Annotated in this window: 16 protein-coding genes, 1 tRNA gene and 1 riboswitch; of the genes, 11 read left to right on the top strand and 6 right to left on the bottom strand. The window is 45.7% G+C overall.

Annotated features, from left to right (window positions below; genetic code table 11):
* Positions 1 to 119 precede the first annotated feature (119 nt).
* The 5 genes from C3V36_12150 to C3V36_12130 all read left to right on the top strand — a co-directional run bounded on the left by C3V36_12150 (position 120) and on the right by C3V36_12130 (position 6085).
* Positions 120 to 1529: a hypothetical protein gene (locus C3V36_12150; GenBank protein AVM69927.1), complete on the top strand. Its 1410-nt coding sequence runs from the start codon at positions 120 to 122 to the stop codon at positions 1527 to 1529.
* A gap of 566 nt (positions 1530 to 2095) precedes the next feature.
* Positions 2096 to 3556 carry a transcription termination factor Rho gene (locus tag C3V36_12145; protein ID AVM69926.1) on the top strand — a complete coding sequence of 487 codons (1461 nt, stop codon included), beginning with the start codon at positions 2096 to 2098 and terminating at the stop codon, positions 3554 to 3556.
* Between the two features lie 79 nt (positions 3557 to 3635).
* Entirely contained in the window at positions 3636 to 4721 is a 1086-nt protein-coding gene (gene recA, locus C3V36_12140; protein ID AVM70545.1) for a recombinase RecA, read from the top strand.
* A 123-nt stretch (positions 4722 to 4844) separates the two neighbouring features.
* Positions 4845 to 5624, top strand: a complete 780-nt coding sequence (locus tag C3V36_12135) for a threonine/serine exporter (GenBank protein ID AVM69925.1) — start codon at positions 4845 to 4847, stop codon at positions 5622 to 5624.
* Positions 5621 to 6085, top strand: a complete 465-nt coding sequence (locus C3V36_12130; GenBank protein AVM69924.1) for a threonine/serine exporter — start codon at positions 5621 to 5623, stop codon at positions 6083 to 6085. The genes C3V36_12135 and C3V36_12130 overlap by 4 nt, the downstream gene beginning before the upstream one ends.
* A gap of 59 nt (positions 6086 to 6144) precedes the next feature.
* On the opposite strand, the gene C3V36_12125 is transcribed toward C3V36_12130, so the two are convergent.
* The 4 genes from C3V36_12125 to C3V36_12110 form a co-directional block, all read right to left on the bottom strand.
* Positions 6145 to 6393, bottom strand: coding sequence for a hypothetical protein (locus C3V36_12125; protein ID AVM69923.1), 249 nt, complete (start codon positions 6391 to 6393; stop codon positions 6145 to 6147).
* A gap of 37 nt (positions 6394 to 6430) precedes the next feature.
* The gene (locus C3V36_12120) at positions 6431 to 6832 is read right to left on the bottom strand and encodes a HicB family protein (protein ID AVM69922.1); all 402 of its coding nucleotides are present in this window, start codon (positions 6830 to 6832) and stop codon (positions 6431 to 6433) included.
* 16 nt (positions 6833 to 6848) lie between these two features.
* Entirely contained in the window at positions 6849 to 7049 is a 201-nt protein-coding gene (locus C3V36_12115; protein ID AVM69921.1) for an addiction module toxin, HicA family, read from the bottom strand.
* Positions 7050 to 7121: 72 nt separating this feature from the next.
* Complete coding sequence (locus C3V36_12110; GenBank protein AVM69920.1) at positions 7122 to 8441, bottom strand: multidrug transporter MATE; 1320 nt, start codon at positions 8439 to 8441, stop codon at positions 7122 to 7124.
* A gap of 353 nt (positions 8442 to 8794) precedes the next feature.
* A riboswitch (cyclic di-GMP riboswitch) is annotated at positions 8795 to 8875 on the top strand.
* A gap of 545 nt (positions 8876 to 9420) precedes the next feature.
* On the opposite strand from C3V36_12110, the gene C3V36_12105 reads away from it, so the two are divergent.
* The 3 genes from C3V36_12105 to C3V36_12095 all read left to right on the top strand — a co-directional run bounded on the left by C3V36_12105 (position 9421) and on the right by C3V36_12095 (position 20394).
* Positions 9421 to 16671: a hypothetical protein gene (locus C3V36_12105; GenBank protein ID AVM69919.1), complete on the top strand. Its 7251-nt coding sequence runs from the start codon at positions 9421 to 9423 to the stop codon at positions 16669 to 16671.
* Positions 16672 to 16903: 232 nt separating this feature from the next.
* Complete coding sequence (locus tag C3V36_12100) at positions 16904 to 18229, top strand: hypothetical protein (GenBank protein AVM69918.1); 1326 nt, start codon at positions 16904 to 16906, stop codon at positions 18227 to 18229.
* 116 nt (positions 18230 to 18345) lie between these two features.
* Entirely contained in the window at positions 18346 to 20394 is a 2049-nt protein-coding gene (locus tag C3V36_12095) for a hypothetical protein (protein ID AVM70544.1), read from the top strand.
* Here the strand turns inward: C3V36_12095 and C3V36_12090 are convergent.
* Together C3V36_12090 and C3V36_12085 are read right to left on the bottom strand one after the other, a co-directional pair.
* The gene (locus C3V36_12090; protein ID AVM69917.1) at positions 20389 to 21144 is read right to left on the bottom strand and encodes an NADPH-dependent oxidoreductase; all 756 of its coding nucleotides are present in this window, start codon (positions 21142 to 21144) and stop codon (positions 20389 to 20391) included. The genes C3V36_12095 and C3V36_12090 overlap by 6 nt on opposite strands.
* 107 nt (positions 21145 to 21251) lie before the next feature.
* Positions 21252 to 21328, bottom strand: a tRNA-Pro gene (locus C3V36_12085).
* A gap of 145 nt (positions 21329 to 21473) precedes the next feature.
* On the opposite strand from C3V36_12085, the gene C3V36_12080 reads away from it, so the two are divergent.
* From C3V36_12080 to C3V36_12070, 3 genes are all read left to right on the top strand, one after another.
* A complete protein-coding gene (locus C3V36_12080; GenBank protein ID AVM69916.1) occupies positions 21474 to 21779 on the top strand; it encodes a type II toxin-antitoxin system antitoxin, RelB/DinJ family in 306 nt (101 codons plus the stop codon).
* On the top strand, positions 21776 to 22111 hold the full coding sequence (locus C3V36_12075; GenBank protein AVM69915.1) for a type II toxin-antitoxin system RelE/ParE family toxin: 336 nt from the start codon (positions 21776 to 21778) through the stop codon (positions 22109 to 22111). The genes C3V36_12080 and C3V36_12075 overlap by 4 nt, the downstream gene beginning before the upstream one ends.
* Positions 22112 to 22204: 93 nt before the next feature.
* Entirely contained in the window at positions 22205 to 23536 is a 1332-nt protein-coding gene (locus C3V36_12070) for a hypothetical protein (protein ID AVM69914.1), read from the top strand.
* The last annotated feature ends 251 nt before the right edge of the window (positions 23537 to 23787 follow it).

Raw genomic sequence — 23787 nt, 5'->3', positions numbered from 1 at the left:
CGGCTTCGTTAAACATTGTGATTTTGGTAAAAACTAATCTTGTCGCCAGTTTATTTAAAATCGGCAGCAAAAAATGTAGGATAAAAGGGAATCAAAGACGAAAGAAAAGGGAGAGGAAAATGTTAAAAATTAAACTTAAGAAAATGTTGTCGATATTTTGCCTGATGATGACGATAATTATTTTGAGTGCCTGTGGGGAAAGCGGCAAGACCGGTCAGACTCCTGCGCCGGGAAAAGAAACGGCCGAAAAACAGGAAAAACAAACGGCCGAGCAGGAAGCGGCCAAGCAGCAGGCAGAAGCAGAGGCGAAAAAAGCCGAAGAAGCTAAGAAAGCGGCGGAAGAAGCACGGCTGGCGGAATTGGCGGCGCAGCAGATTGAAAAAGCGGATTATGCAGCCAGAGGCTATTATTATGATGAGGCGATTGCCGAACTGAGTAATTCGGAAGCAGCCGGCCGGCCGGAGGTGCAGGCCAAGATTGCCGAAATTCAGGGCTTAAAAGACGCTTTGGTTAAATACGAGGGCGATACCTATCATATTTTCTTTCACAGTCTGATTATTGATCCGGCGGCGGCGTTTGCTTCGCCGACCTCTAACGGTTATAATTTTTGGATGACGACGGTCGGTGAATTTAAGGGTATGCTGCCGATTCTGCTGGAAAAGGGCTTTGTCATTTACCGGCTGGAAGAGATGCTTGATTATGATGAAGCCGGCAATGCCAAGGCCAAGGATATTTATTTGCCGGCGGGGAAAAAACCGCTGATTCTGTCAGTTGACGACGTTAATTATTATGAATATATGCAGCGGGATAAGTGTTTTCCGGTACGCCTGGAAATCAATGATCAAAATGAAGTCGTAACTCTGGTGCGGCAGGCGGACGGAACCGAGGTTCAGACCTATGACGGCGATGTTTTTCCGATTGTTGAGCAGTTTGTCAAGGAGCATCCGGAGTTTTCCTGGCGGGGAGCAAAGGGAATTGTGGCCATGACCGGCTATGAAGGGGCGTTCGGCTATCGCCTGAACGAACTGCAAAAGTTTCGGACGGCGGCTGACGCTAATCTCCCGGTGCATACGCCGGAGGAAGAAGCGGCGATTGAAGCCGGGGCAAGGCGGGTTGCAGAGGGTCTTAGGGCCAACGGCTGGGAACTGGCCAGCCACAGCTTTACCCATGGCCAGTATTTCCGTAAGGGGACAATCACGCTCGATCAGCTAAAGTATGAGGTTAATGAGTTTAACCGCAAAATTATTCCCTATATCGGCGAAATAAAGATTTTTATTTCTCCTTTCGGTATGCATTTAAAGGGAGATGATCCGCGCTTTAAATATTTGACGGAAGAAGCGGGCTATCCGATTTTTTGTCCGGTTGGTAAGCATATGACCACTTTTTACGCCGGCAAGGGCATGAGTCAGGAAAGGCTGAACTTGGACGGTTTGACATTGAAGTATCAACCGCAAAATGCTTGGAAGTTTTTTACTTTGGAAGAAATTGACAGTTTTATCGACAAAACCCGGCCGGAGCTTATTTGGTAAAGGCGGGATGAACGAATGCAGTGCGGCTGAAAAGCTGCCGGATTTTAAGTTGAGTGAAGAAATCCCTGGCGTATGGATTGCGCCGGGTAATAGGGCTTGATAGACAGGAGGGAATTATGTTGAGCAAATATGTACTTTATAACATTTCCATGCTGGTAGCCAGCGGCGTATTGGCCGTTTTGGGCTGGAAAATCGGCAGTGCTTTAAGCAAAGCCAAAGCAAAGAAAAATCAGTAAGGCTTTTACGGTTCAGGCAGGCAGATAGTTGGGTTTGATACGTCCGGAAAGTATTAAATATAACTATTTATTTGCTTGTTGTTTAAACAGGCGGTTGTTTATGTTTGTTATGCCCGGGGAGGGCTTGTTTGCTGTGGGCATAACAAGCATAAACGGCTATTTGTTTAATGCCCTGAACGGTAACTCGGGCGGATTGGATGGTTGTTCTGATTTATTTTTAGGTTTACATTTTTAGCATCAACTGGTATAATGTAATAAAGTCTGATTCTATCTATTTTCTATTCTTTTTCTTTATTCCCCTTTATTGAAATAAATAACCGAGGAGGTAATATGAGTATTAGTATTAATTATTCCAAATTTAAAGTCAGCGAATTGCGGCGTTTGGCTCAGACAGAGTTGGGGATTCAGGATGCCAAGGGCTTTTTAAAAAGCGAATTGGTAGATTTGTTGACCCAAAATGAGGAAAAAAAAGCAGAAGCCGACAGCAAAAAAACGGCGGCAGCGCCGAGAAAAGCACATGCGGCGGACAAAGAAAAGACAGCACCGGCTGCCGACCAAAGAGGGATAAAGCCGGAAAAAAATGAAAAAACAGAAAAAACCGCAGAAAGAAACAGTCGGGAATACCGGGAGGAAGCGGAAGAAAGCTCCATGCCGGAGGAAATGATGAAGCTGGACAGCGGCAATGTTGCTTACGGGTTGCTGGAGGTTTTGCCGGATGGCTTTGGCTTTATTCGCAGTGATAATTATATGCCGGGCGAAAATGACGTTTATGTTGCCCCGTCGCAGATTCGCCGTTTTCAGCTGCAAACCGGCGATATTATCAGCGGCAGTATTCGCAAAAGCAAGGAAAAAGAAAAGTTTCAGGCACTTTTGTATGTCAATACCGTTAACGGTCAGCCGGCCAGCGCGGTCATCGGCCGGCCGAGGTTTGAGGATTTGACGCCGATTTTTCCTGATGAAAGGATTTCCCTGGCGACCGAATATAATAATTACTCGCTGCGTTTGATGGACTTTATTGCACCAATCGGCAAAGGGCAAAGAGGGATGATTGTTTCGCCGCCGAAAGCCGGAAAAACGACCTTGCTCAAAAAAGTGGCCAATGCCATTACCCAAAATCACCCGGAGATTAATTTAATTGTCCTTTTGATTGATGAACGGCCGGAAGAGGTCACGGATATCAAGCGTTCGATTCACGGTGACAAGGTGGAAGTGATTCATTCGACCTTTGACGAACTGCCGGAGCATCATAAACGGGTGGCGGAAATGGTGCTGGCCAGGGCACAGAGAATGGTGGAGCAGAAAGAGGATGTCGTTATTTTGTTAGACAGCATTACGAGACTGGCCAGAGCCTATAATTTGATTATTCCGTCCAGCGGCCGAACCTTATCGGGTGGTCTTGATCCGGCGGCGCTGTATATGCCGAAAAAGTTTTTCGGTGCGGCCAGAAATATCGAGGAAGGCGGGAGTCTGACGATTTTAGCAACGGCGCTGGTCGATACCGGTTCCAAGATGGATGATGTGATTTTCGAGGAATTTAAAGGTACCGGTAATATGGAGCTGGTTTTGGACAGAAAACTGCAGGAGAAAAATATTTTTCCGGCGATTGATATTACCAAGTCCGGCACCAGACGGGATGATCTGCTGTATTCGGCGACAGAAGCAGAGGCGGCTGCCAAGCTGCGCCGCATGACAAATAATATGCGTTCCGAGGACGTGATCGAGGGAATGCTGCGTACCTTTGCTACTACCAGAACCAATGAGGAATACTGCAAAAGAGTTATTGAGATGTAGTGGCGGAGAGAAAAGAAGATAGGACAAGCGAAAGCGGAAAGGATATAGCATGGCGGAAAAGAAAAAAAATATTCCCAAAGTGGAACAAAAGGTTGGCGATGAGCGGGAAAAGGCACTGGAAGCGGCAATAGCGCAAATTGAAAAAAACTTCGGCAAGGGGGCAATCATGCGTTTGGGTGAGGAAGCCACCAAGCGCAATGTCAAGACCATCCCGACCGGCTCTTTGAGCCTGGATATTGCTCTGGGAGCGGGTGGAATTCCGGTTGGCCGGATTATTGAGATTTACGGGCCGGAGTCATCCGGTAAAACGACCGTTGCTCTGCACATGGTGGCGGAAGTCCAAAAACTGGGCGGGATTGCCGGCTTTATTGATGCGGAGCATGCCTTAGACCCTAAGTATGCCAAGGCCATCGGTGTAGATATTGATAATTTATATATTTCGCAGCCGGATAACGGCGAGCAGGCCCTGGAAATCACCGAAACAATGGTGCGTTCCGGCGCGGTCAATATCGTGGTGGTCGACTCGGTAGCGGCATTGGTACCCAAAGCCGAGATTGAGGGCGAGATGGGCGATTCACATGTCGGCCTGCAGGCACGGCTGATGAGTCAGGCGCTGCGCAAGCTGACGGCGATTGTCAACCGGTCACAGTGTACGGTTATTTTTATCAATCAGTTAAGAGAAAAAGTCGGCGTTTCCTACGGCAGCCCGGAAACGACTCCCGGTGGGCGGGCCCTTAAGTTTTACTCCTCGGTTCGATTGGACGTGCGCCGGGTTGAGTCGCTTAAACAAAGCAATGACTTTGTCGGCAACCGGGTTCGGGTCAAGGTCGTGAAAAATAAGATTGCGCCGCCGTTTAAGCAGGCAGAGTTTGACATTATGTTCGGCAAGGGGATTTCAACCGAGGGTGACATTCTGGACTTGGCATCGGAAGTAAATATTATTAAAAAGGCCGGCGCTTGGTTCTCTTACGGCGAGACCCGCTTAGGACAGGGACGGGAGAACTCCAAGGACTATTTGAAAGAGCATCCGGAACTGCTTAAAGAGGTCAGTGAAAAGGTCAAAGCCTATTTTGAAGTGTCGCCGAACTCTATCTTATCGATGTCATCGGTGGATGGCGAGGATGAAGAGGCAGAAATGCCCAACGACGGCGAGCCAGAGGCATAGGCTTGAAAAAATCGCGGATGGAAGCGGGTTTTGGCTTCCATCCGCGAAAATTATGTCGAAAATATCCTTTATAAGTTTGCTGTTTTATGGTAGAATGAGAACAAACGATGATAAGGAGAAATCATGAACCACAAAAAGCTATTTCAATTTGCGCTTGATTTGGGGGAGTTGATGCTGAGCAGCGGAGCGGAAACTTTTCGGGTCGAAGATACGATGCGCCGGATTTTAGCCAAGTCGCATTATCAGTATGTGGAGGCTTTTGTCACGCCGACCGGTATTTTTACGACCATGTCCTCTTCGACGGACAATTCGGAACTGCCGCTTAGTTATATCCGGCGGGTCAGTATGCGCACCAATAATATGAATAAGATTGCCGAAGCCAATCAGATTTCGCGTCAGTTCTGCAGCGACTGCATTGATCTGGATACGGCAGTGCTGGCTTTGGAAAAGCTGAAAGAGCAGGTTGAGTATTCCGATTGGCAGGTTTTGCTGGCAACCGGTCTGACTGCGGCCAGCTTTTCCGTGGTATTCGGCGGCTCGCTGTATGATGCTTTGGCGGCGCTTGTTTCCGGTCTTTGTCTGGGGACGGCCAGCTTTTTTTTGGATAAAACCCGAACTTCCAAGTTTTTTCAGCTGCTAACTGGCAGCTTTGTGATTGGGTTTACATCTATTTTTTTAAATCGCTATCTGCATATCGGCGATAGCTTGAACTTGATTATTATCGGTGCCATCATGCCCCTGGTTCCGGGTGTTGCCATTACTACGGCCATTCGGGATGTGATTAACGGTGATTTGGTTTCCGGTGTTTCCCGAGCGGCTGACGCTTTTATCACTGCCGCTTTGATTGCGGCCGGGGTGGGCTTTGCCCTGAAACTTTATTCCATGGGGGGAGGATTATTATGAGCTTTTATACGGCAGGTATACAAGTTTTGGCAGCGGCAATCGCTACTTATTCAGCCGGTATTTTATTCCGCTCCGGCAAAAAACAGCTTCCGCTGGCGGCGATTTTGGGTGGAGCCGGCTGGGGAGTGTATCTGTTGATTAGCGGCTGGGGCTTTTCCTCTTTTTCTGCTACTTTTGCGGCATCTATTTTTATCAGCGCTGTTTCTTTGATTCTCAGCCGGATCTGCAAAACGCCGGTGACGGCTTTTCAGATTATCGCCATTTTTGCGATTGTTCCCGGTGCCGGAATGTATCATATTCTATATTCGGTGGTAATCTCCGATTATCCGGCGGCAATTAATTATTTTTTTTCAACCATGCAGACCGCGGCAGCCATTGCCTTGGGCATTCTGATTGTCAATGCTTTCAATCCGTTCATCCCATTGGAGCGCTTTATCCGGCGCAGTCATTTGCATAAATAAAAAATCCGCCATGCCCGATCGCAGGCATGACGGAATTTTTCTGTTTATCTAAGCTATAACTATAATTCCGCAATTTGTTCGGCACTTAAGCCGGTATATTTTGTAATGGTTGCAACCGGCATGCCGTCAGCTTTCATATTCCGTGCAGTTTGCAGCTTTTCTGTGTGTCGCCCTTCTTCCCGGCCTTTTTTCTCGCCACCGGCAATCAGCCATGCCCGATCGCAGGCATGACGGAATTCTTCTTCATATTTTAGACGTTCTTCCTTACTGCTGAAAAATTGATTCATTATCGTATTGGCATATTCCATAATCTTATTCTCCCTTGCTGTAAGGTTCCGAGTAAGCTTACAAATGCAACTGCGTTTTGATAGCTTCTTGCAGCAGTTTAGACATATTGATTTTATGTTCAAGTGCTAAAGCATTTAACCATGCGGGCAGGGTAACTGTGCGGCTAATAGGGTGATTAACACTTGCCATGCGGACAGAAGGCATAAATACATCAACAAGTACAGCTTTTTCATTTTCTTTTAACTTTAATTCGTTTAAGGCACTGGCACTGGGGATTTCTTCTTTATCCTCTTCTAAACCGAAAAGCACACAGCCCAGCAAATCCCTTGCGGATAATAAAGCATCGGTTTCATCGGTTCCGCTGGTTGCACAATTTAAATCAGGGAAGACAACAGCGATTTCTTGTTCCGGTTCATAAGTAAAGATAGCGGGATAGACATAACGTTCTGTTTTTTTCATATAAACCTCCATAGAGCTATTGAAAAGTTAGCCCTGATTGATTTTCAATGGATTTTAAAGTTGGAAGTGGAATATCTTTACAGGGGTGCTTTACGGTGACGCGCCCTTTTTTAGTGGGGTGTTTAAATTGCTGATGGCTGGTGCCGGAAGTATTTACTTTATACCAGCCGTCCTTTTTTAATATGGCTATTATCTCTTTGGATGAATAGCTTTTCATTGTTGAAATCCTCCTGAAAATCTAATGATCCATTTCTTCTTTAATTATACTAAAATATTTTATTTCCTACAACTATTTTAACAAAAATTTTCTTTGGTTCTCCCCATCACTCTGCCGGACATAATATACCGACAGCAGCAGCATGAGCACTTGCGACAGCGGCACGGCCAGCCATACGCCGGTCAGTCCCAGAAACGGCGGCAGGGCAAAGAGCAGCAGCACCAGCACAGCCGGCTCGCCGTAAATTAGGGTCGAAGCCGCCCGGTTATGGTTGATGGCATATAAATAAGAAATTCCCGGTCGCAGCAGAGAGGCCAGCATCGCTCCCAGCAGGAAAAAGGATAGAACATCGGCATACATCGCGGCCGCAGCCGGTGAAGAACCAAACCAAACCGGCACTCGGTATCGGGTCAGATACAGTGCCAGTGCCGAGCCTGTACCAATCAGGCCGGCAGCTGCATAGCTCAGCCGCCGCAGTCGGAGCAGAGCACCGTTATCCTTTGCTCCGTAATAGCGACTGATCATCGGCTGGGAACCATCGCCGATCCCCTGAACCAGAAGCTGGACGATATAAATGACATAGCTGATGACCGCATAAGCTGAAACCGCTAAGACGCCGCCGTAAGTGAGTGTTCCCCGGTTTAAAAAAATGATGACCACATTCGGAATCAGAGTAACGCCAAAAGGGGAACGAGCCAGCGGCAGGATTTTCTTTAACACCGCCGGATGGGGTTTTAAATCGGAAAGCGCAAAAAGCCGCCGGGGATAAAAGAAAAAGGGCAGCAGACAAAACAGCGTCATTGCCTGCCCCAATACCGTGGCTGCTGCCGCGCCGGCGGTGCCCCAGCCGAAACGCTCGATAAAAAGGTAATCCAGTACCGTATTGGCGGCCAGTCCCAAAATCATCGCCCGCATTGCTCGCAGTGCGCCGTTATAGTTGCGAACCAGCGGCACCAGACCGGTACCCAGAACCTGAAAAGCCGTACCGTAAATAATGATTCGCAGATAATCCGTTGACGGCTTCAGCAGTTCATCCCTTGCTCCCAAAAGCGGCAGCAGCAGCGGATAGGTTGCCAGCAGGAGTCCGCCCAAGAGGAGAGAAGCAAGCAGCAGCAGGCAGAGTGAATTGCCCAGAAACAAAGCTTCATCCCGATTGTCCCGGCTGCCCCGTTTCATCGAAATCCAAATTCCTCCGGCCATGCCGATGCCGGTGCCGGCCGCCTGCATCAAAGCCGCTGCCGGGTAATTGATATTGATTGCCGACAGCCCGATATCACCGGTATTGCGACCGACAAAAATGCCGTCGATGATGATGTAAACTCCCGAAAAAGCAAAGGCCAGCATCGAGGGAATCACATTTTTCAGAAAGTTTTTGGTTAAAATGTTTTGCATGGTGCATCCTTTCCGCCGGGTAACATAAAAGCCTGTCCGGCGCGGTTATCATATCATAAAATCCGGCTAAAGTAAAATTTGGTTAGAAATAAATCCCGAAACCAAAGTCTTTTTTAAGTCGTAATTACTACGAAACGATGTAGAGTGCAGCAAACAGTTTATGTAAAATAATTAATTAGAATTATTTTCGTTAAGCATATAGTTCTATATTTTTTGCAAAGCAAAATAGTCTTTTATAATCATAAAAGTTCTATAAAAAAACGACTTTCCCCTTATTTACGGGGAAAAACGAGTGAAAATTCTTTTTTCAAAAGACTATTGACCTATAAGGGGAAAAGGAGTATAATAAAAACAATTTAAAAGGGCAAACCAAAAGAAATTTTGGGACGCAAAATCAGGAGTCTACGGGAAACTAAGATCGTCCGATTGCAAAATAATGTGGTATTGGGAAATAGGCAGCAGTTTGGGAATACGATATTTTGAATCAGGTGAAAGTGCTTAGAGTACCGTGGCTTTTTTTATTTCCTTGAATTCTGGTTTCTGCGGTTGGTAATAATGGTTTGAGACCGGTGAGGCTTTGGGTTTCGAGCAGAAGCGTGAGTTTTCGGCACTTCCTGTTCACGAAAAGACGGTGTCTTTTCGATGGATAGGCTGCATATCCGCGCAGACAGAGGAAATTCTTGATAGAGAAGACCGCGTATATAGTGAGAGCGGGGCATTTCATCATTGGTATTTGTAGAAGTTGGATTGATATTTTTTTAACTTCTTTTTCAAATATAATAACTCAACTTTTCCATATTCGGCAGGATCGTCTTTTGAGGCAGTTTGTGTGTCCGCACAGAAACGTGTAGCGTTTCGGCCAAGGCAGATTGTCCATCCGGGCAAAAGCGGACAGCATTACAATCGGCGCAGATGCGCCCGTTCGGCAGAGATGCGTAATCGTTTGATCAAGGCAGGTCACCCGCCTGCTTGATCAGAAATGTGCAGCGTTTCGAGCAGGGGGGAACGCACACCCGCGTCAGAAGCGAAACTTTCGAGCAGGGGAGAGTTGAGAAAAACAATCAAGTCATCATTATCAAGAGAGGAGAACAAAATTATGAGCGGAGAGAGGAAAAGGAAACACTCCCTGCTGGCCAAGCTGATGGTCCTGCTGATGGTCGTCAATCTGTTTCAGGGGATGATATCGACGCCGATATGGGCAGAGAATTCTGTCAATGGCGCCCCAGTGTCAGGGAAAAAAGAGGATGGCAACGAAGGAATTACGATTCAAAAGAAAATAAAGAGCTATAATCAGGATACCAGCGAAATGGAGATTGAGCTGGAGATTCAAAGCGATGAAATGGTAACCCCAGATAAAACAATGGATGTTGTTTTGGTGGTTGATCGTTCCAGTAGTATGAAAAAATATGGACGAATGGAGAAAGCAAAGGCTGCGGCAAAAACCTTTGTGGATACATTGCTTTCTCCAGGGAATGGAAATATCCAAATCGGATTGGTAAGTTTTGCTGGGGAAGATGAAAAAGAGGCCGTTCTAACCAGTAAGCCACTGCAGAAAGATGCAAAAGAATTAAAAAAAGAAATTCAGAAATATAATGCGTATACTGGGAGCAAAGGCGGCACTTTTACGCAAGCGGCTTTAAGAGAAGCGGAAAAACTGTTGCAAAACAGTACTGCCGATCAAAAAAGGATTGTGTTGATTAGTGACGGTGAACCGACATATGCGTATAGTAATAGTGGCGCTATGAAGCCGAGTTTTGGACATAAAGAGAACCATAAAGCTGAAGAAGATTTTTTTAAAGAAGGGTTTGAGATATGGCATAAGGGGTGGCTCGGCGAATGGAAAAAAGGGTTTAAATCAAATTTGTATTGGACTCCTTGGTATATTAAGTTACTTCCCGAAACCATTGGTGAAGGAACAGAGATGACCCCAGAAATTAAGGCTAATACAATTGCAGAAGCCGCTGCCATTAAAGGGAAGGGAATTTACATTACTTCGATTGGTGTTGGAATACCGGAAGCAGGAAAACCTGTTATGAATGCTATTGATTCCGACGGTAAATACATAGAAGCGGGTAACGAGGCAAATGATTTAGAAAAGATTTTAAAGGATTTAGCCGGACAGATTATCAAAAAAATATCAAACGGCACAATAACCGACCCGATGAGCGACCAAGTAGAATATCAAGGCTCATTGAACGTAGAGGGGACGGGCTTGTCTGATGAAACATTAGCCGCAATTCAGAATGCTGCGGAATTTGAAAACAACACCCTTACCCTAACCGGTCTTAACTTAGGCAAAAATGAAACACTCCGTGTTACCTACAAAGCCAAAGTGAAGGATGAGTGGAAAGATGGCGGACAGTATACGACTAACGGCAGGACGTTTTTGACTCCGCGGTCTGCTGAGCCAAATAATAAAATGGAGTTCAACCTGCCGAAAATCACAACCAAGAAAGTGATGACCACCATCACCATTAAAAAGGAATGGGAAAATAACGAAGTACCGACTAACGTAACCGAGATTAAAGCCAAGCTTAATGATGAAGAAGTAACAGTTACTGCGGGTAATAACTGGACAACGACGCTTACTAAGCCGAAGTATGCTGACGGTCGCGAAATTATCTATTCAGTAAGAGAAGAAATTTCGGCAGGTGCTCCGTATGAGCAAGTCGGCAGTGTTAAAGATGAATATGATGATAATACCAATACTCATACCTTTACCATCACCAACAAAACGAAGATAGAAATGCTTACTTTCTTCGTGGAAAAGGAATGGAAAGGCGAAGAGGCAAACGAAGCAACCTTTACCTTACATCAAAACGGTGCGCAGGAAGCGTTGAAAACAATTACAGTCAAGAAAAATCCTGCCGGAAAATGGGAAGGAACTTTTGAAGAGGTACCGGACAGAGATGCTCAGGGCAATGCATATAAATACACTGTCAAAGAAAAAACAATTGATGGTTATACGGTTGCTCCGGCAAGTAATGAGGTTACGGTTACCAAAGCTGAACCTAAGGCAAAGTTCACCAACACCAGATCCGAAAAGATGGACATCAAAGTTACAAAGAAGTGGGTCAATAAGATCGGTGATCAGGCCGTCTTTACATTAAAAGATGCACAGGGAAATATCGTAAAGGCAGATGGATTGGTTAATCCAATGATTTTGAAGGTGAATTCCGCGGATCCCAATGATCCATATACTTGGACAGGTAAGTTTTCGGTTGAAAAGTATGATAAAGATGGGCAGCTGATAAACTATGTTGGCTATATGGTAGAAGAAAAAAAGATTGATGGTTATACGCTGGAGAATGCACAGGGAAACAGCGTTGCTTCTGGCTTTACCTTTACCAATACCTATAATGAAAAGGTTGAGGTTAAGGTAACCAAAATTTGGAAAGGCGGCAAGAATTTGCGCCCGACAGATGTTAAAGAGGTAACCTTTATTTTGACCGCTGAACCGATGGCAGCTCTGCCGCAGGAACAGCCACTTTCCTTTGCGCTTGAGAAAATAGAAGGGGACAAGTGGACTGGCACGGTAAAAGACTTACCGAAGTATGCTAATAATCAGGAAGTCAAATATTTTGTGGCTGAAAATCCGGTGCCGTACTTTAAGACTGAAAGTACACCGAATAACCCGAAACAGGTAGAGAACGGTGAAGTTACTATTAAAAACACCTTTGACCAATCGGCAGACTATAAAGTTACGATTACTAAACTCTGGAAAAACACGCCGGAAAACTTCAAGCAGAATGTAAACGTTCTCTTATATTCAACCGATGATGGCAAGAGTTATTCCAAAGAGCATGAGTTGAAATATGACCCAGCAACCAAGAAGCAAGTTTTAGAGGTTTCTGTGCCGGAGTTTGATAACGATGGCAATAAGCTGGACTATGCGGTTAAAGAAATTGGGGAAGAGCAAGGGTCTATCCAGATAGGTAATTCGCAGTATGCAGTAGCGTATAATGGTTTGACTATTACCAATATCAATAAAGATACAGTTAATATTAAGATAATCAAGCAGTGGGAACATACGCCAGAGAACTTAAAGCAAACAGTAAAAGTTCGCATGTATTCCGATGATGTTCTTGATCCGCTAGCTCCAGCAGATCCCAAGCCTTATGATAAGACGTTTGACTTGGTATATACAGCAGGCCAGGAACAAACAAAGACGGTTTCAGTGCCGATGTATAATGCGAACGGCAAGAAATTGACTTATATGGTCAAAGAGCTGGATAACGCTGAAAATGTGGTTGACAATAACGAACAGGCTAACATAGGAAATGCCAAGTACCAAGTAACCTACACGGGAACGGAAAATAACGTTATTATCACCAACAAGAATATTGGAACAGTTGATATTAAGATAACCAAGCAGTGGACAAATACACCGGAGAGCTTAAAGCAAACAGTAAAAGTTCGCATGTATTCCGATGATGTTCTTGATCCGCTGGCTCCGGCAGATCCCAAGCCTTATGATGAGACGTTTGACTTGGTATATACAGCGGGCAAGGAACAAACAAAGACGGTTTCAGTGCCGATGTATAATGTGAATGGCAAGAAATTGACTTATACGGTCAAAGAGCTGGATAACGCTGAAAATGTGGTTGACAATAACGAACAGGCTGACTTGGGTAATTCCAAGTATCTGGTAACCTACACCGGAAGTGAAACTGACGTTACCATCACCAACACCAATATCGACAAGATTGATATTAAGGTAACCAAAAAATGGGTAGGCGGTGAAACTCAGCGTCCGGACGAGATAACCTTTATCTTATCTGCTGATCCGGCGGAAGCTTTAGAAGGAGAGAGTCTGGAGCTTACAATTGCCAAAAACGATAACAATGAATGGCCTGTTAAGAAGATCAACGGTTTGTTAAAGTATGTTGACGGCAAGAAAGTTGAGTATTCTATTGTCGAAAAGCCGGTAACTAATTTTACATCGAAAGTTACGGGCAGTGCAGAGGATGGATTTATCATCACCAATACCTTTGACCAAGACAATGTGAAAAAGCCTATCACTATAACTAAGGTGTGGGAAAATACACCGGAGGGCTTGAAGCAGGATGTAAATGTTCGTGTGTATGCAAAGACGACGAATCCTGACAGTCCAAAGAAATTTGAGCTGGAAACAGAGGTGACCTTGAAATATGAAGAAGGTAAGCCTCAAACAGAAAACATTCTTGTGCGTAAGTTTGATAAAGATGGTTTTCCGCTGACCTATGAAGTCAGAGAAGTTGATGAAAATCCTAATGATGGGATTGATACGGTTACTAATGGAATCATTACCTTAGGTGCTTCCAAGTATAGAGTAAAATCGAAAGCCGATGACAGCGAAGAAAACAGCTTTACCATTACCAACACCAATATTGATCAAGTGGAGCTTGAGGTCAAAAAAGTTTGGCAGCAGCCTGAGAGTGTTGCGTTACCGGATGGTGGTGCAACGATTAACTTGGTTGGCACAAATGAATCCATAAAGATTGAGGATAATGACCAAACATTCCATGGTTTTGGTTTATTCCCCAGATACGAAAATGGTATAGAAATAGACTATCAAGTAAAAGAAGAAAAGTTAGAGGGCTATGTGGTTGCCTATGACAAGCAGAAAGATAACAAGGGCAATGTCATCTTCACAGTTACCAATGCCAAACTGCAAACCGAGGACGAGCGTTATCGGGTTACCAAGACTTGGGTTGGTGATGCCGCAGGCAGTGTTACATTTGGTATGTATGAAGTTACAGCAGACGGCAAGCTAAAACAGGTGGATACCTTGACATTAATTGCTGCCGATGCACAGCCTGGTAATACCCAGGTTTGGGAAGGCAAGTTTGCCGCTCAGGTTGCCTATGATAAAAATGGCAAGCCGATGCGTTACGTTGTTAAGGAATTAGATGAAAACAGTAATCCGGCAGAAGATGGCAAGATTGTTTCTTTAGGTGGAGTACCGTATAAGGTTAAAGATGATTCGGTTGCGGAGCAGAAATACTTTGCCTTTACCAACACACAGCAGACAAGCATTACCGTAACGAAAACTTGGCGCGGTTTGCCTCAGAATGCAGCGTATTTCGGACTTTTCCAAGAGGGCAGCGAGCAGCGAAAAGACAAAATCACTTTGACGGCAGAAGATGGATGGAAGGATGAGTTTAAGGATATTCAATTTAAAGATCCTGCGGGCAATCAAATTGTCTATGTGGTTAGAGAATTGGATAAAGACGGCAATATTCTGGAAGAAGGTGAGAATACATCGGTACGCTTAGGCAACACTAAGTATCGGATTACAAGAGATGGATATGCTTTTACCAATACCGAATTGATCGACTTGGAGATTACCAAAGAATGGAGTATTCAGGTTCCGGAAGGGGCAAGACGGTCGGTCGGAATTGAACTGAGAGCCAATGGTGAGGCCAAGGAGAAGTTTGTTTTAAATAAGGAAAATAATTGGACGAAGCAGTTCAATGATTTACCAAGATGGGACGGCACAAAGCTTGTAACCTATCAGGTGGTGGAAGTCAGCATTAACGGTGAGGAGATTACCTTGCCGCAAGATCTTACCTACGATTATGAGCATAAGATCTTTAAGATTAACTTAAGTGATGGAGCGCTTGCCATAACCAACACAAGTTCAATCAATGTTACCAACGCGGTTGACGAAGTTACCCAGCCGAACGACCCGAATTTGCGCAATATTAAGGTTGCCAAGTTCTGGGGAACAACGCCGGCGGAACATCAAAAACCGGTTGTCGTTAAGCTGTATAAGCTGGATGAAAATGGTAAGTTAGTACCGGTTGACGGCGGAGAGCGGACATTAAATGCCGAAAGCAGTTGGCAGGCAATGTTTGCAAACTTGCCAAGATATCAGGAACGCACCGTCAAGCTGGAAACACTGGAGATAAAAGACGCTGTTCTGCCGCAGGGTGCACCGAATACCGAACCGGCTAAACCGGAAGAGCAGCCGAAGGAAGAAGAGCCGAAGAATGAACAGCCGCAGGGCGAACAGCCGGAAGTAACACCGGCCGAGCCGCAGGCACAGCCGGGCGAAGAAGCTGCACCGCAGGCGGAACCGCAGGCAGAGCAGACGGAACAGCCGAAGGAAGATTCGACCGAGGAAAATAAGCCGGCAGAAACCCCGCAGACGGGGACGACAGCTCCGGCAGAGCAGGAAACTCCGGCAGCAAATGGCGGGATTTCACTGGAAGAACCGGCAGCTGAAAATGAAGAACAACCGACCGAAACTCCGGTCGAACAAGGTCAGACCGAACAAGCCGAACAACCGCAGCAATCGGAAGCTCCGGCCGAACAGGCACAACCGACTGAGCAGCAGCGGGCACAGGCTGAACCGAAACCGATTCAATACTTTGTCTTTGAAGTCAAAGTAGGTGATGAAGAGGTCGGTATTGAGCCGAACGCTGACTTAAATGATTATCATATCGGCGATTATCATGTCGAAATTGTAGATAATGGTAAGGATTTAGTGTATATCTTCAACACGCATGCCAGTGCAATACCGGAAGATGAGCAAACCAGCGTAAAGGTAACCAAGAGTTGGGGCAATACCCCGGTCGATTACCGTAAGCCTGTTCAGGTCATGCTGTTTGTAGATGAGCGGGGAGATGTTCATCCGGTCGACATTGAAGCCAGAACTTTGAGCGATGCTAATAGCTGGACGACAACCTTCAGTGGACTGAGAAAGAACGCAGCGGACGGAAGTGAGTTTAAGTATCTTGTCTTTGAAACGAAGATTGATGGCGGAAACATTGACTTTGATTCAAATGATAAGCCGGAGACTTACCGGTATGGCCGATATACGGTTACCATTACCGGCAACGGAACAGGAAATGTAGTCATTACCAATGATTATGAGTTGGATCCGCTGACACCGTATGATCCGACTCCGGGTGGTGACGATAACGATAATAATAACAACAATAACAATAATAATAACAACAATAATAACAATAACAACAATAACAATAACAATAACAACAACAACAATAACAACAACCAAACCATTAACGATGAGCCGACACCGGAATCGGCACCGGAAGAGAAAATCAATGATCCGGTAATTCCGGAATCCGTACCGGTAATTGCGGAAGAAGAAGTCAAGGAAGAAGTTCTGCCGCAGGGAGCACCTGAGCTGCCTAAGACCGGCGGCATGGGCGCTGGATTCTTTGGTCTGCTGGGCATGGGTTTGGCCGGACTGGGATTGCTGTTTAAAAAGAGGAAATAAGCAGACAGTAGAAATGGCAAAAACAAAGAAAGTAAGCAAGGAAGAAACAACTTCTTAGCGTAATTGCCCATAAAGGGCTGATGATGACTTGAGCAGCGCCTCTCCGATAAAAGGAGAGGCGCTGCTTTGTGTTTAACTTTTTCATGAAGTATTTACAAATAGCGTCCCATATAGTAATATGATAATGGTACAAGTAGAGGGTGATGGCAGAAAATCAAAGGAGGAGAGAAAGATGCAGAAACAAATAAGAAAAAAAATAATCAGCTGTTGCTTAGTACTTTTTTTGGTGCCAGCGCTGGCGGGGTGTTCCCTGCTCAAACCGGCTGAGAAATCGGCAGCGGACAGTGGGGAGCAGTCCAAAACGGATTCCAAAACAACCGGGAGTCAGGATAGTCAAGATGCTGAAAATGGTAAAAAAGACCGTCCAAACCAAGACATAGTGAGGGAAAACGAGAGTGATTCGGATCAGGATAAGTCTAATCAAGAAGCAGCTGACTCGCTGCCGCCGGAAATGTTAAGTTCCGAGCAGGCTAAGGCTAAACTTATAGAGGACTATGCCGCTTATCAGAAAGAGCTGGCGGATAATGGGGTGGTGGATAACTGGATGCCGATATCTGTAATTTCCGCCGAAAATCTGTATGAGGTCAAGGAAGAAGAGCTAAGAAAGATGCGCCTGTGTGATGAACTGATCGGCATCGGCTTTTATCAGGTGCGGGAGCGTTATCCCGGAAAATACCAGTGGTATTTGATGTTTAAAACGGAAAAAGATCGGGCAAAATATGAAAGCGTAACGCCCGATAATAAGGAGTATATGAGGCTTACTTGTTTTTATGTCAATTTGAACACCGGTAAAACCTTTATTGATGACAGTCTCATTGGGGCTTTCGCTTTATCTGACATGGAAAACGCTGCCTATATTCCCAGTGTTTTTGACGGCTTAGTCGATCGAATGTTTCTTTTATGGGTACTGGAAAAAAATGGCATTATTGACCGGGTGAGTGATTATGCGGATGCATGGTCAATGGCCGAGCAGATGGGATGGGAGGATAATGATGTCGCAGAAGGCATAACGAAGCTTGGCGGAGAATGGGATGAGAGTGTGGATTATACTTATCAAGAGGACGATATCTATCGCTTCCCTGTGTATCACCGGGAAACCTATGAAAGAGTCGGCATTTATGACCTCAACGTGCGTTACCGAACCGTTACCGATTATTATACTGGCAAAGAACTGTACCGTGATCCGCTGGCCAATTATCAGCCTAAGAACTTGACGAAAAAAAGTGCCGTCAAAGAGCTTTTTCAAATCTTAAAAAAGCTCTATATTGTCAGTCAGGATGAAATAAAAGGCTGGCGGTCGGAAGTGAAAGAGTTTGAATCGGATGATGTCTGGATGCCGGAGGGCTACGAGATTACGCTTTGGCCTCCGCAGTCGCAGGCGAGTGTGATTTATCGGATTAATCGGAAAGGGACAAAGGTTAGCTACTATGACCCGGAGCGGGACGAGTATGAGAGGATTTACGGCACTGCTATGTGGTACAAGGAATCAGCGGATTAGTAGTTTTTAGGCCGAAAGAAAAAATAAGGTTTCGGTATTGCCGGCGGGGAAGCAGGCCGGCCGGAATGGCTCAAAAGGCCGAAATGGATAAAAACTTGACAAATAAGGAGTGTATTATGCAAAAACAGGCATGGCAACCGCAGCATTTGGATTTTGAACGGTCACCCTATACGGGACTGGATAGAGAATCCTGGCTGGAAGCAGGGAAATATTTGCTGGCAGGCATTTTTCAAAATATTAAAAGTGCGGACGACCCGGTAGTGATGCCGCGCTATGAAACCGAGGTCACTTACCCCAATGCCCACACACCGGCGCATAAGGTGCAGGCTGAGTATTTTGAGGGGCTGGCGCGCTCATTTTTTATCGCTGCACCGCTTTTAAAAAATGAACCGGAACTGACCGTTTGCGGTTTTCGGCTGCGGGATTATTACAAAAATCATGTTTTAAGAGCCTGTACTCCGGGTGATCCTTTGTGGGTACTGGATCGCGCCTATATGCTGGCGCATGATCCGGAAAATGAGTACGGTATTTTTCAGCAGACCGTGGAAATGGCAGCACTGGTCATTTGCCTGTGGGTTTGCCGTGAAGTTATTTGGGACAGTTATACGCAATCGGAGCGTGACCGGATTGCGGCTTTTATCAGCGAATATGCACATGGCAGCACCGTGCCCCAGAACTGGCGGATGTTTAATATGCTGGGACTGGCTTTTCTGCACCGAGAGGGCTATCCGATGGATCGGGATATCATGCGCGACCATGCCCAGGCTATTCTCAGCCTGTCGGTCGGCGATGGCTGGTATCGTGATGGCCATTCTTTTGATTATTATTCCTGCTGGGCGTTTAATTTTTATGCACCGCTCTGGAACTTGTGGTACGGCTGTGAGGAAGAGCCGTATCTGGCGGCTCGCTTTGCCGAAAACAGCAACCGCCTGATGCAGACCTATGCGGACTTTTTTGACCGGGACGGCTATACCAATATGTGGGGACGGAGCAATATTTACCGGAACGGCGCGACAGCCGCTTTTATCGGCAATCTCCTGCTGAAATCACCCACCGCGGATCCGGGGCTGGCCAGACGGATTGCTTCCGGCTCGCTCTTGCAATTTTTGACCAGAGATGATTTGTGGTATGAGGGCATTCCGGTTTTGGGCTTTTATCGGCCGTTTTTGCCGCTGGTCCAGAGCTACTCCTGCGCCGAGTCGCCGTTTTGGCTGGCCAAAGCTTTTATGTGCCTGTATTTACCGGCCGAGCATCCTTTTTGGACGGCAGCAGAAAATAATGGCAGCTGGGAGCAGTTAAAGCCCGGGGAAAGTAAGGTGACGACGCTGGATGGGCCGGCGCTGTCTTTCATTAACCATCAGGCCAACGGCACAACCGAACTGCGCACCGGCAAGGTCATCAAGCCTGAGGGCGATGAGCATGGTATGTGGAATTATGCTAAACTGGCGTACAATACCAAGTTTCCGTGGGAAGCCAAGCCCTCTCCGGAAGTGGAAGCACAGCAGTATGTACTTTACGAGGAAAAAAGCGGTGTTTACAAGAAAGGAAATGCCTTGCTTTGGAGCGGAGAGAAGGACGGCGTACTGTACCGGCGCAATTATTTGAATTATTCAACCGATCGGGAAAAGCACTGGACGCCGTCAATTGATTTGGCGGATATGGCGGTGCCGTATGGGATTTTGCGGGCGGATAAGATTCGCTTTTTTGCCAAGCCTTTGCGGCTGACTTTGGGGGCATATGGCTTTCCGGATAACGGCACGGAGATTTTGCGCCGGGAAAAGGACGGAGCTAAGGCTGTTATTTTAAAGGGCTGCGGGCATACCGGCCAAAAGCGGCAGCTGGCGATGACGATTTTAGGGGGCTGGCAGGAATTAGAGGTGCTGGCATCCAGCGGTACCAACGCCGATTCGCAGGATTCCTATATTGCGTACGCCGCGCTCCGGCGGGAAAAGGAATACGGCTATGAGCCCTATGTGTTGATTTCGCAGGTGCTGACTAAGGAAAGCTGGGAAGATTTTAGTGAAGATGAGATTTTTCCGCTGGCAGAAGTTCGCTATACCGACCCGGAAAAATGCGGCGGCTACGGCGAAGTAACGTTGATTTTCCGGGACGGCACAGTTCGGCGGATTGACTATTACGGTTTAGAGGGGCGGTTGAGTTTATAAAACATTTAAATCAAACCCTTGTTTTTGAACAACCTGCAAAAGGGCAGCCCGCATGGGATTGGCATTTTCCAGACGCTGAACGATCTGACGGCTGAAAGCAGGCAGGGAGTTGGTTTGATCCCGGAGGTCATAGTAGGTCTGCATAATTGTGTCATAGTCCTTGATGGCCTCCAGATAGCTGCCGGCCGGGCGCTGATAGTGATTTTCAAAAACCTTCAAATCAACGCTCATCCGCGGTTTGAGTGCGGGCTGCTCGGCCGGATAGCCAAAACCGACCCCGACAATCGGGAAAGTCAGTTCCGGTAACTGCAAAAGGCTGATGATTTTTGAGGCATCGTTTAGGATACTGCCCAGATAAACTGCCCCCAGGCCAAGTGATTCTATGGCCGTGGTCAGATTTTGCGCCGCCAGGCAGCCATCGGTAAAGCCTTGGAAAAAGCGATCCATATCTTTGGCCGCCGGCAGAGTACAGCCCTGTTCAGCGGCGATTTGGGCATTGCGGTAAGCGTCAACGATAAAAATAAATAGTTCCGGCATAGCGGCGACATAGTCTTGTTTGCAGACCCGGCTGATGGCGGTTTTCAGTTCGGGGTCGGTTATCCGGATAACGCTGAAGGACTGGGCGCCGGTACTGGTGGCGGTTTGATTGATAACAGCCAGCAGAGTTGACAGAGTTTCCGCCGAAACGGGACGGTCGGTGAACTTGCGGATCGAGCGGTGATTGAGTTGCGAATGGATAGTTGTATTCATGAGATTACCTCCTGTCAGTGTATGTAAATTTGATTTTATAAGCAAACGGAGATGTTCGGCAGCAGTTGAAACTTGCCGGCAAAGAAAAAGCGCCGATTACGGCGCTTTGCTCGGAATGACAGGACTTGAACCTGCGACCTCTTGACCCCCAGTCAAGCGCGCTACCAAACTGCGCCACATCCCGTGAATTCATGCACATACTATAATATCCATTTTTTAGGAAAAAATCAAGTCTTTTTTTGAAAAAAAATAATTTTAATCAACTGGCAAAATGTATTGCTGTTCGCAATCAGAAGTGATATAATCTAAAGCGAAAGGAAGTGATATATATGGCAAGAACATCAAATATTTATGTAAGAATAGAACCTGATATTAAAGAACAGGCGGAAGAGGTTCTTGAAAAACTCGGAATACCAATGTCAAATGCTGTGTCTATCTTTTTAAGGCAGGTTGTAATGCAAAATGGACTGCCTTTTGAAGTTAAAATCCCTGACACAAAGCCTTTTTCTATATCAAATTTATCAGAAGCAGAATTTAATATAGAAATGTTAAAAGCTCATAATGATTTTGAGAATGGAAGAACATATAGTTTTGAAGAAGTAGAAAATGAGTTAAAGAAAGAGTTAGGGAGATGAAATATAAGATAATATTTTCTGAAAATGCTAAAAAAGATTTAATAAGCATTGTAAGATATATTTCAGATGAATTATTAGAACCCAGTATTGCTGAAAAGTTATCGTATCGAATATTGAAAGCTGTTAAATCTCTTGATGAATTTCCAAACAGGCATAGATTATGTGATTACCCAAAATGGAAAGATAAAGGGCTTAGAGTTTTATCTGCTGAGAACTATCTTGTATTTTATATTCCTGATGAGTCAAACCAAATTGTAAAAATATATCGTGTTATTTATGGAAAAAGAGATATAGAAAACCAATTAAAAGATAGAATTACGTTTGAAGAATAAATATAAGATTTTCCAGACACTGTGATAAGGAAACCCGATTACGGTACAAAAAAATTAGATAAAGCACTTCGGACAAAGCGAAAGGAGAAAATAATGCGCTTAACAGCGGAAGAGAAACGAAAGATATGGGTCAGCCTGATTATTATTACGGTGGCGATTATTTTATATCATATTTTTAATAATTTAAGCGGCTTTCTGACCAAAGCAGCGGAGTTTTACCGGGGAGCGCTGCAGCCGGTGGTTACGGCATTTTTTATTGCCTATGTCATGAATCTGCCGATGCGCTTTATTGAAAGGATTTTGGCGAAAAAAATCAAAAAGAAGGGACTGTGTCGGGGACTGAGTGTTGTTTTGACGATTATCTTCTTCCTTTTGATTATGGTGCTGCTGCTTCGCTTTGCAGTACCGCAGCTGACCGAAAGCATCAATCGGCTGACGCAAAATATTGATGGCTATATTTCAGCGGTGCGCACCTGGCTGACGAACTTTTCCATCATGGAGTATAATTACGCCCTGCCGCAGGTGGTGATTGATAAAATCACCGAAATTATCAACAGCTTGATCGCGATGGTCAGTTCCTGGCTGGGGCTTTTGGTGGAATCTTTATACAGCTGGGTTTATGGAACGGTATCCTCGCTCTTGGGACTGGTGGTCAGTTTTGCCCTGTCTATTTATATGCTGGCGGAAAAGGAGTCGATTGCAGAGGCTTTGAAAAAAGCGATTTATGCCCTTTTTTCTGAAAAGTTCAGCGACAGAATCATTTGGTTTTTTGGGATTTTGAATCGTTCGTTCTCCAATTTTTTCCGGGGTCAGCTGATTGAGGGCGTGATTTTATCAGTGCTGGCGATGGTTACCATGAGTATTTGCGGCTTTGAGTATCCGGTGCTGATTGGTGCGATTGTGGGCTTAACTAACATCATTCCGATGGTTGGTGCATTTTTGGGCGGCGTGGTCGGCTTTATTATTTTGTTAATGGCGAATCCCGTTCAGGCACTGTGGTTTGCCTTGTTTGTCGTTGTGCTGCAGCAAATCGAAAGCAATGTTATTTATCCGCGGGTGGTCGGCGGTGCCATCGGCCTGTCCGGCTTTTGGATTTTTATAGCGGTGATTGCCGGCGGCGGAGTTGCCGGATTATCCGGGATTATTATCGGGATTCCCTTGTTTACAACCTTGCAAGTCGTTTTAAAGGAGTTTACCGATAAGCGTCTGCAGGAAAAACAAATTGATTTTGCGGTCAAAAAAGAAGCGGCGAGCGGAACCTTTGCTCTAGAACCGCCGCGAAAGCTCAATCGGCGGAAGCCGGTCAAGAAGCAGCCGACACCGCAGACACCGCAGGTAAATAAACCGGCCGGGGCTGTTACGGGCAAGCGCAGGCAAGCCAATCAACCGGAACAAAAGTTATCCCGTACTTTTTCAGGCAAATAAAATCAGAAAATCATTCAGCCGCAGCGCTGCCTCTAAAGCGGCAGGCTTGCGGCTGGTCAAAAAATTAGAAATAAAAACTGCTCTCTGCCTTGCCGGATTTGTTACAGTTCAGGCAAACAGACATTGGGGGTTGATATGACAGAAGAGTTTCTCTCGATTGTCACATCAACCCCCAATACATATTTGCTGAATGTTCACACGAGCCATTCGCCGAAGTTCGTTTTTTATCAAGACTGTACAGTTTTCCTGCA

The sequence above is a fragment of the Lachnospiraceae bacterium oral taxon 500 genome (assembly GCA_002999035.1).
In the GTDB taxonomy this organism is placed as follows: domain Bacteria; phylum Bacillota; class Clostridia; order Lachnospirales; family Vallitaleaceae; genus W11650.
The sequence above is the reverse complement of the archived record's forward strand: the minus strand, read 5'-3'. Positions and strand labels throughout refer to the sequence as shown.

What these genes read in the sequence shown, in the direction of transcription:
- C3V36_12150 (AVM69927.1), top strand. Translation starts at nt 120, where the DNA reads ATGTTAAAAATTAAACTTAAGAAAATGTTGTCGATATTTTGCCTGATG.
- C3V36_12145 (AVM69926.1), top strand. Translation starts at nt 2,096, where the DNA reads ATGAGTATTAGTATTAATTATTCCAAATTTAAAGTCAGCGAATTGCGG.
- C3V36_12135 (AVM69925.1), top strand. Translation starts at nt 4,845, where the DNA reads ATGAACCACAAAAAGCTATTTCAATTTGCGCTTGATTTGGGGGAGTTG.
- C3V36_12130 (AVM69924.1), top strand. Translation starts at nt 5,621, where the DNA reads ATGAGCTTTTATACGGCAGGTATACAAGTTTTGGCAGCGGCAATCGCT.
- C3V36_12125 (AVM69923.1), bottom strand. Translation starts at nt 6,393, where the DNA reads ATGGAATATGCCAATACGATAATGAATCAATTTTTCAGCAGTAAGGAA.
- C3V36_12120 (AVM69922.1), bottom strand. Translation starts at nt 6,832, where the DNA reads ATGAAAAAAACAGAACGTTATGTCTATCCCGCTATCTTTACTTATGAA.
- C3V36_12115 (AVM69921.1), bottom strand. Translation starts at nt 7,049, where the DNA reads ATGAAAAGCTATTCATCCAAAGAGATAATAGCCATATTAAAAAAGGAC.
- C3V36_12110 (AVM69920.1), bottom strand. Translation starts at nt 8,441, where the DNA reads ATGCAAAACATTTTAACCAAAAACTTTCTGAAAAATGTGATTCCCTCG.
- C3V36_12105 (AVM69919.1), top strand. Translation starts at nt 9,421, where the DNA reads ATGTGCAGCGTTTCGAGCAGGGGGGAACGCACACCCGCGTCAGAAGCG.
- C3V36_12100 (AVM69918.1), top strand. Translation starts at nt 16,904, where the DNA reads ATGCAGAAACAAATAAGAAAAAAAATAATCAGCTGTTGCTTAGTACTT.
- C3V36_12095 (AVM70544.1), top strand. Translation starts at nt 18,346, where the DNA reads ATGCAAAAACAGGCATGGCAACCGCAGCATTTGGATTTTGAACGGTCA.
- C3V36_12090 (AVM69917.1), bottom strand. Translation starts at nt 21,144, where the DNA reads ATGAATACAACTATCCATTCGCAACTCAATCACCGCTCGATCCGCAAG.
- C3V36_12080 (AVM69916.1), top strand. Translation starts at nt 21,474, where the DNA reads ATGGCAAGAACATCAAATATTTATGTAAGAATAGAACCTGATATTAAA.
- C3V36_12075 (AVM69915.1), top strand. Translation starts at nt 21,776, where the DNA reads ATGAAATATAAGATAATATTTTCTGAAAATGCTAAAAAAGATTTAATA.
- C3V36_12070 (AVM69914.1), top strand. Translation starts at nt 22,205, where the DNA reads ATGCGCTTAACAGCGGAAGAGAAACGAAAGATATGGGTCAGCCTGATT.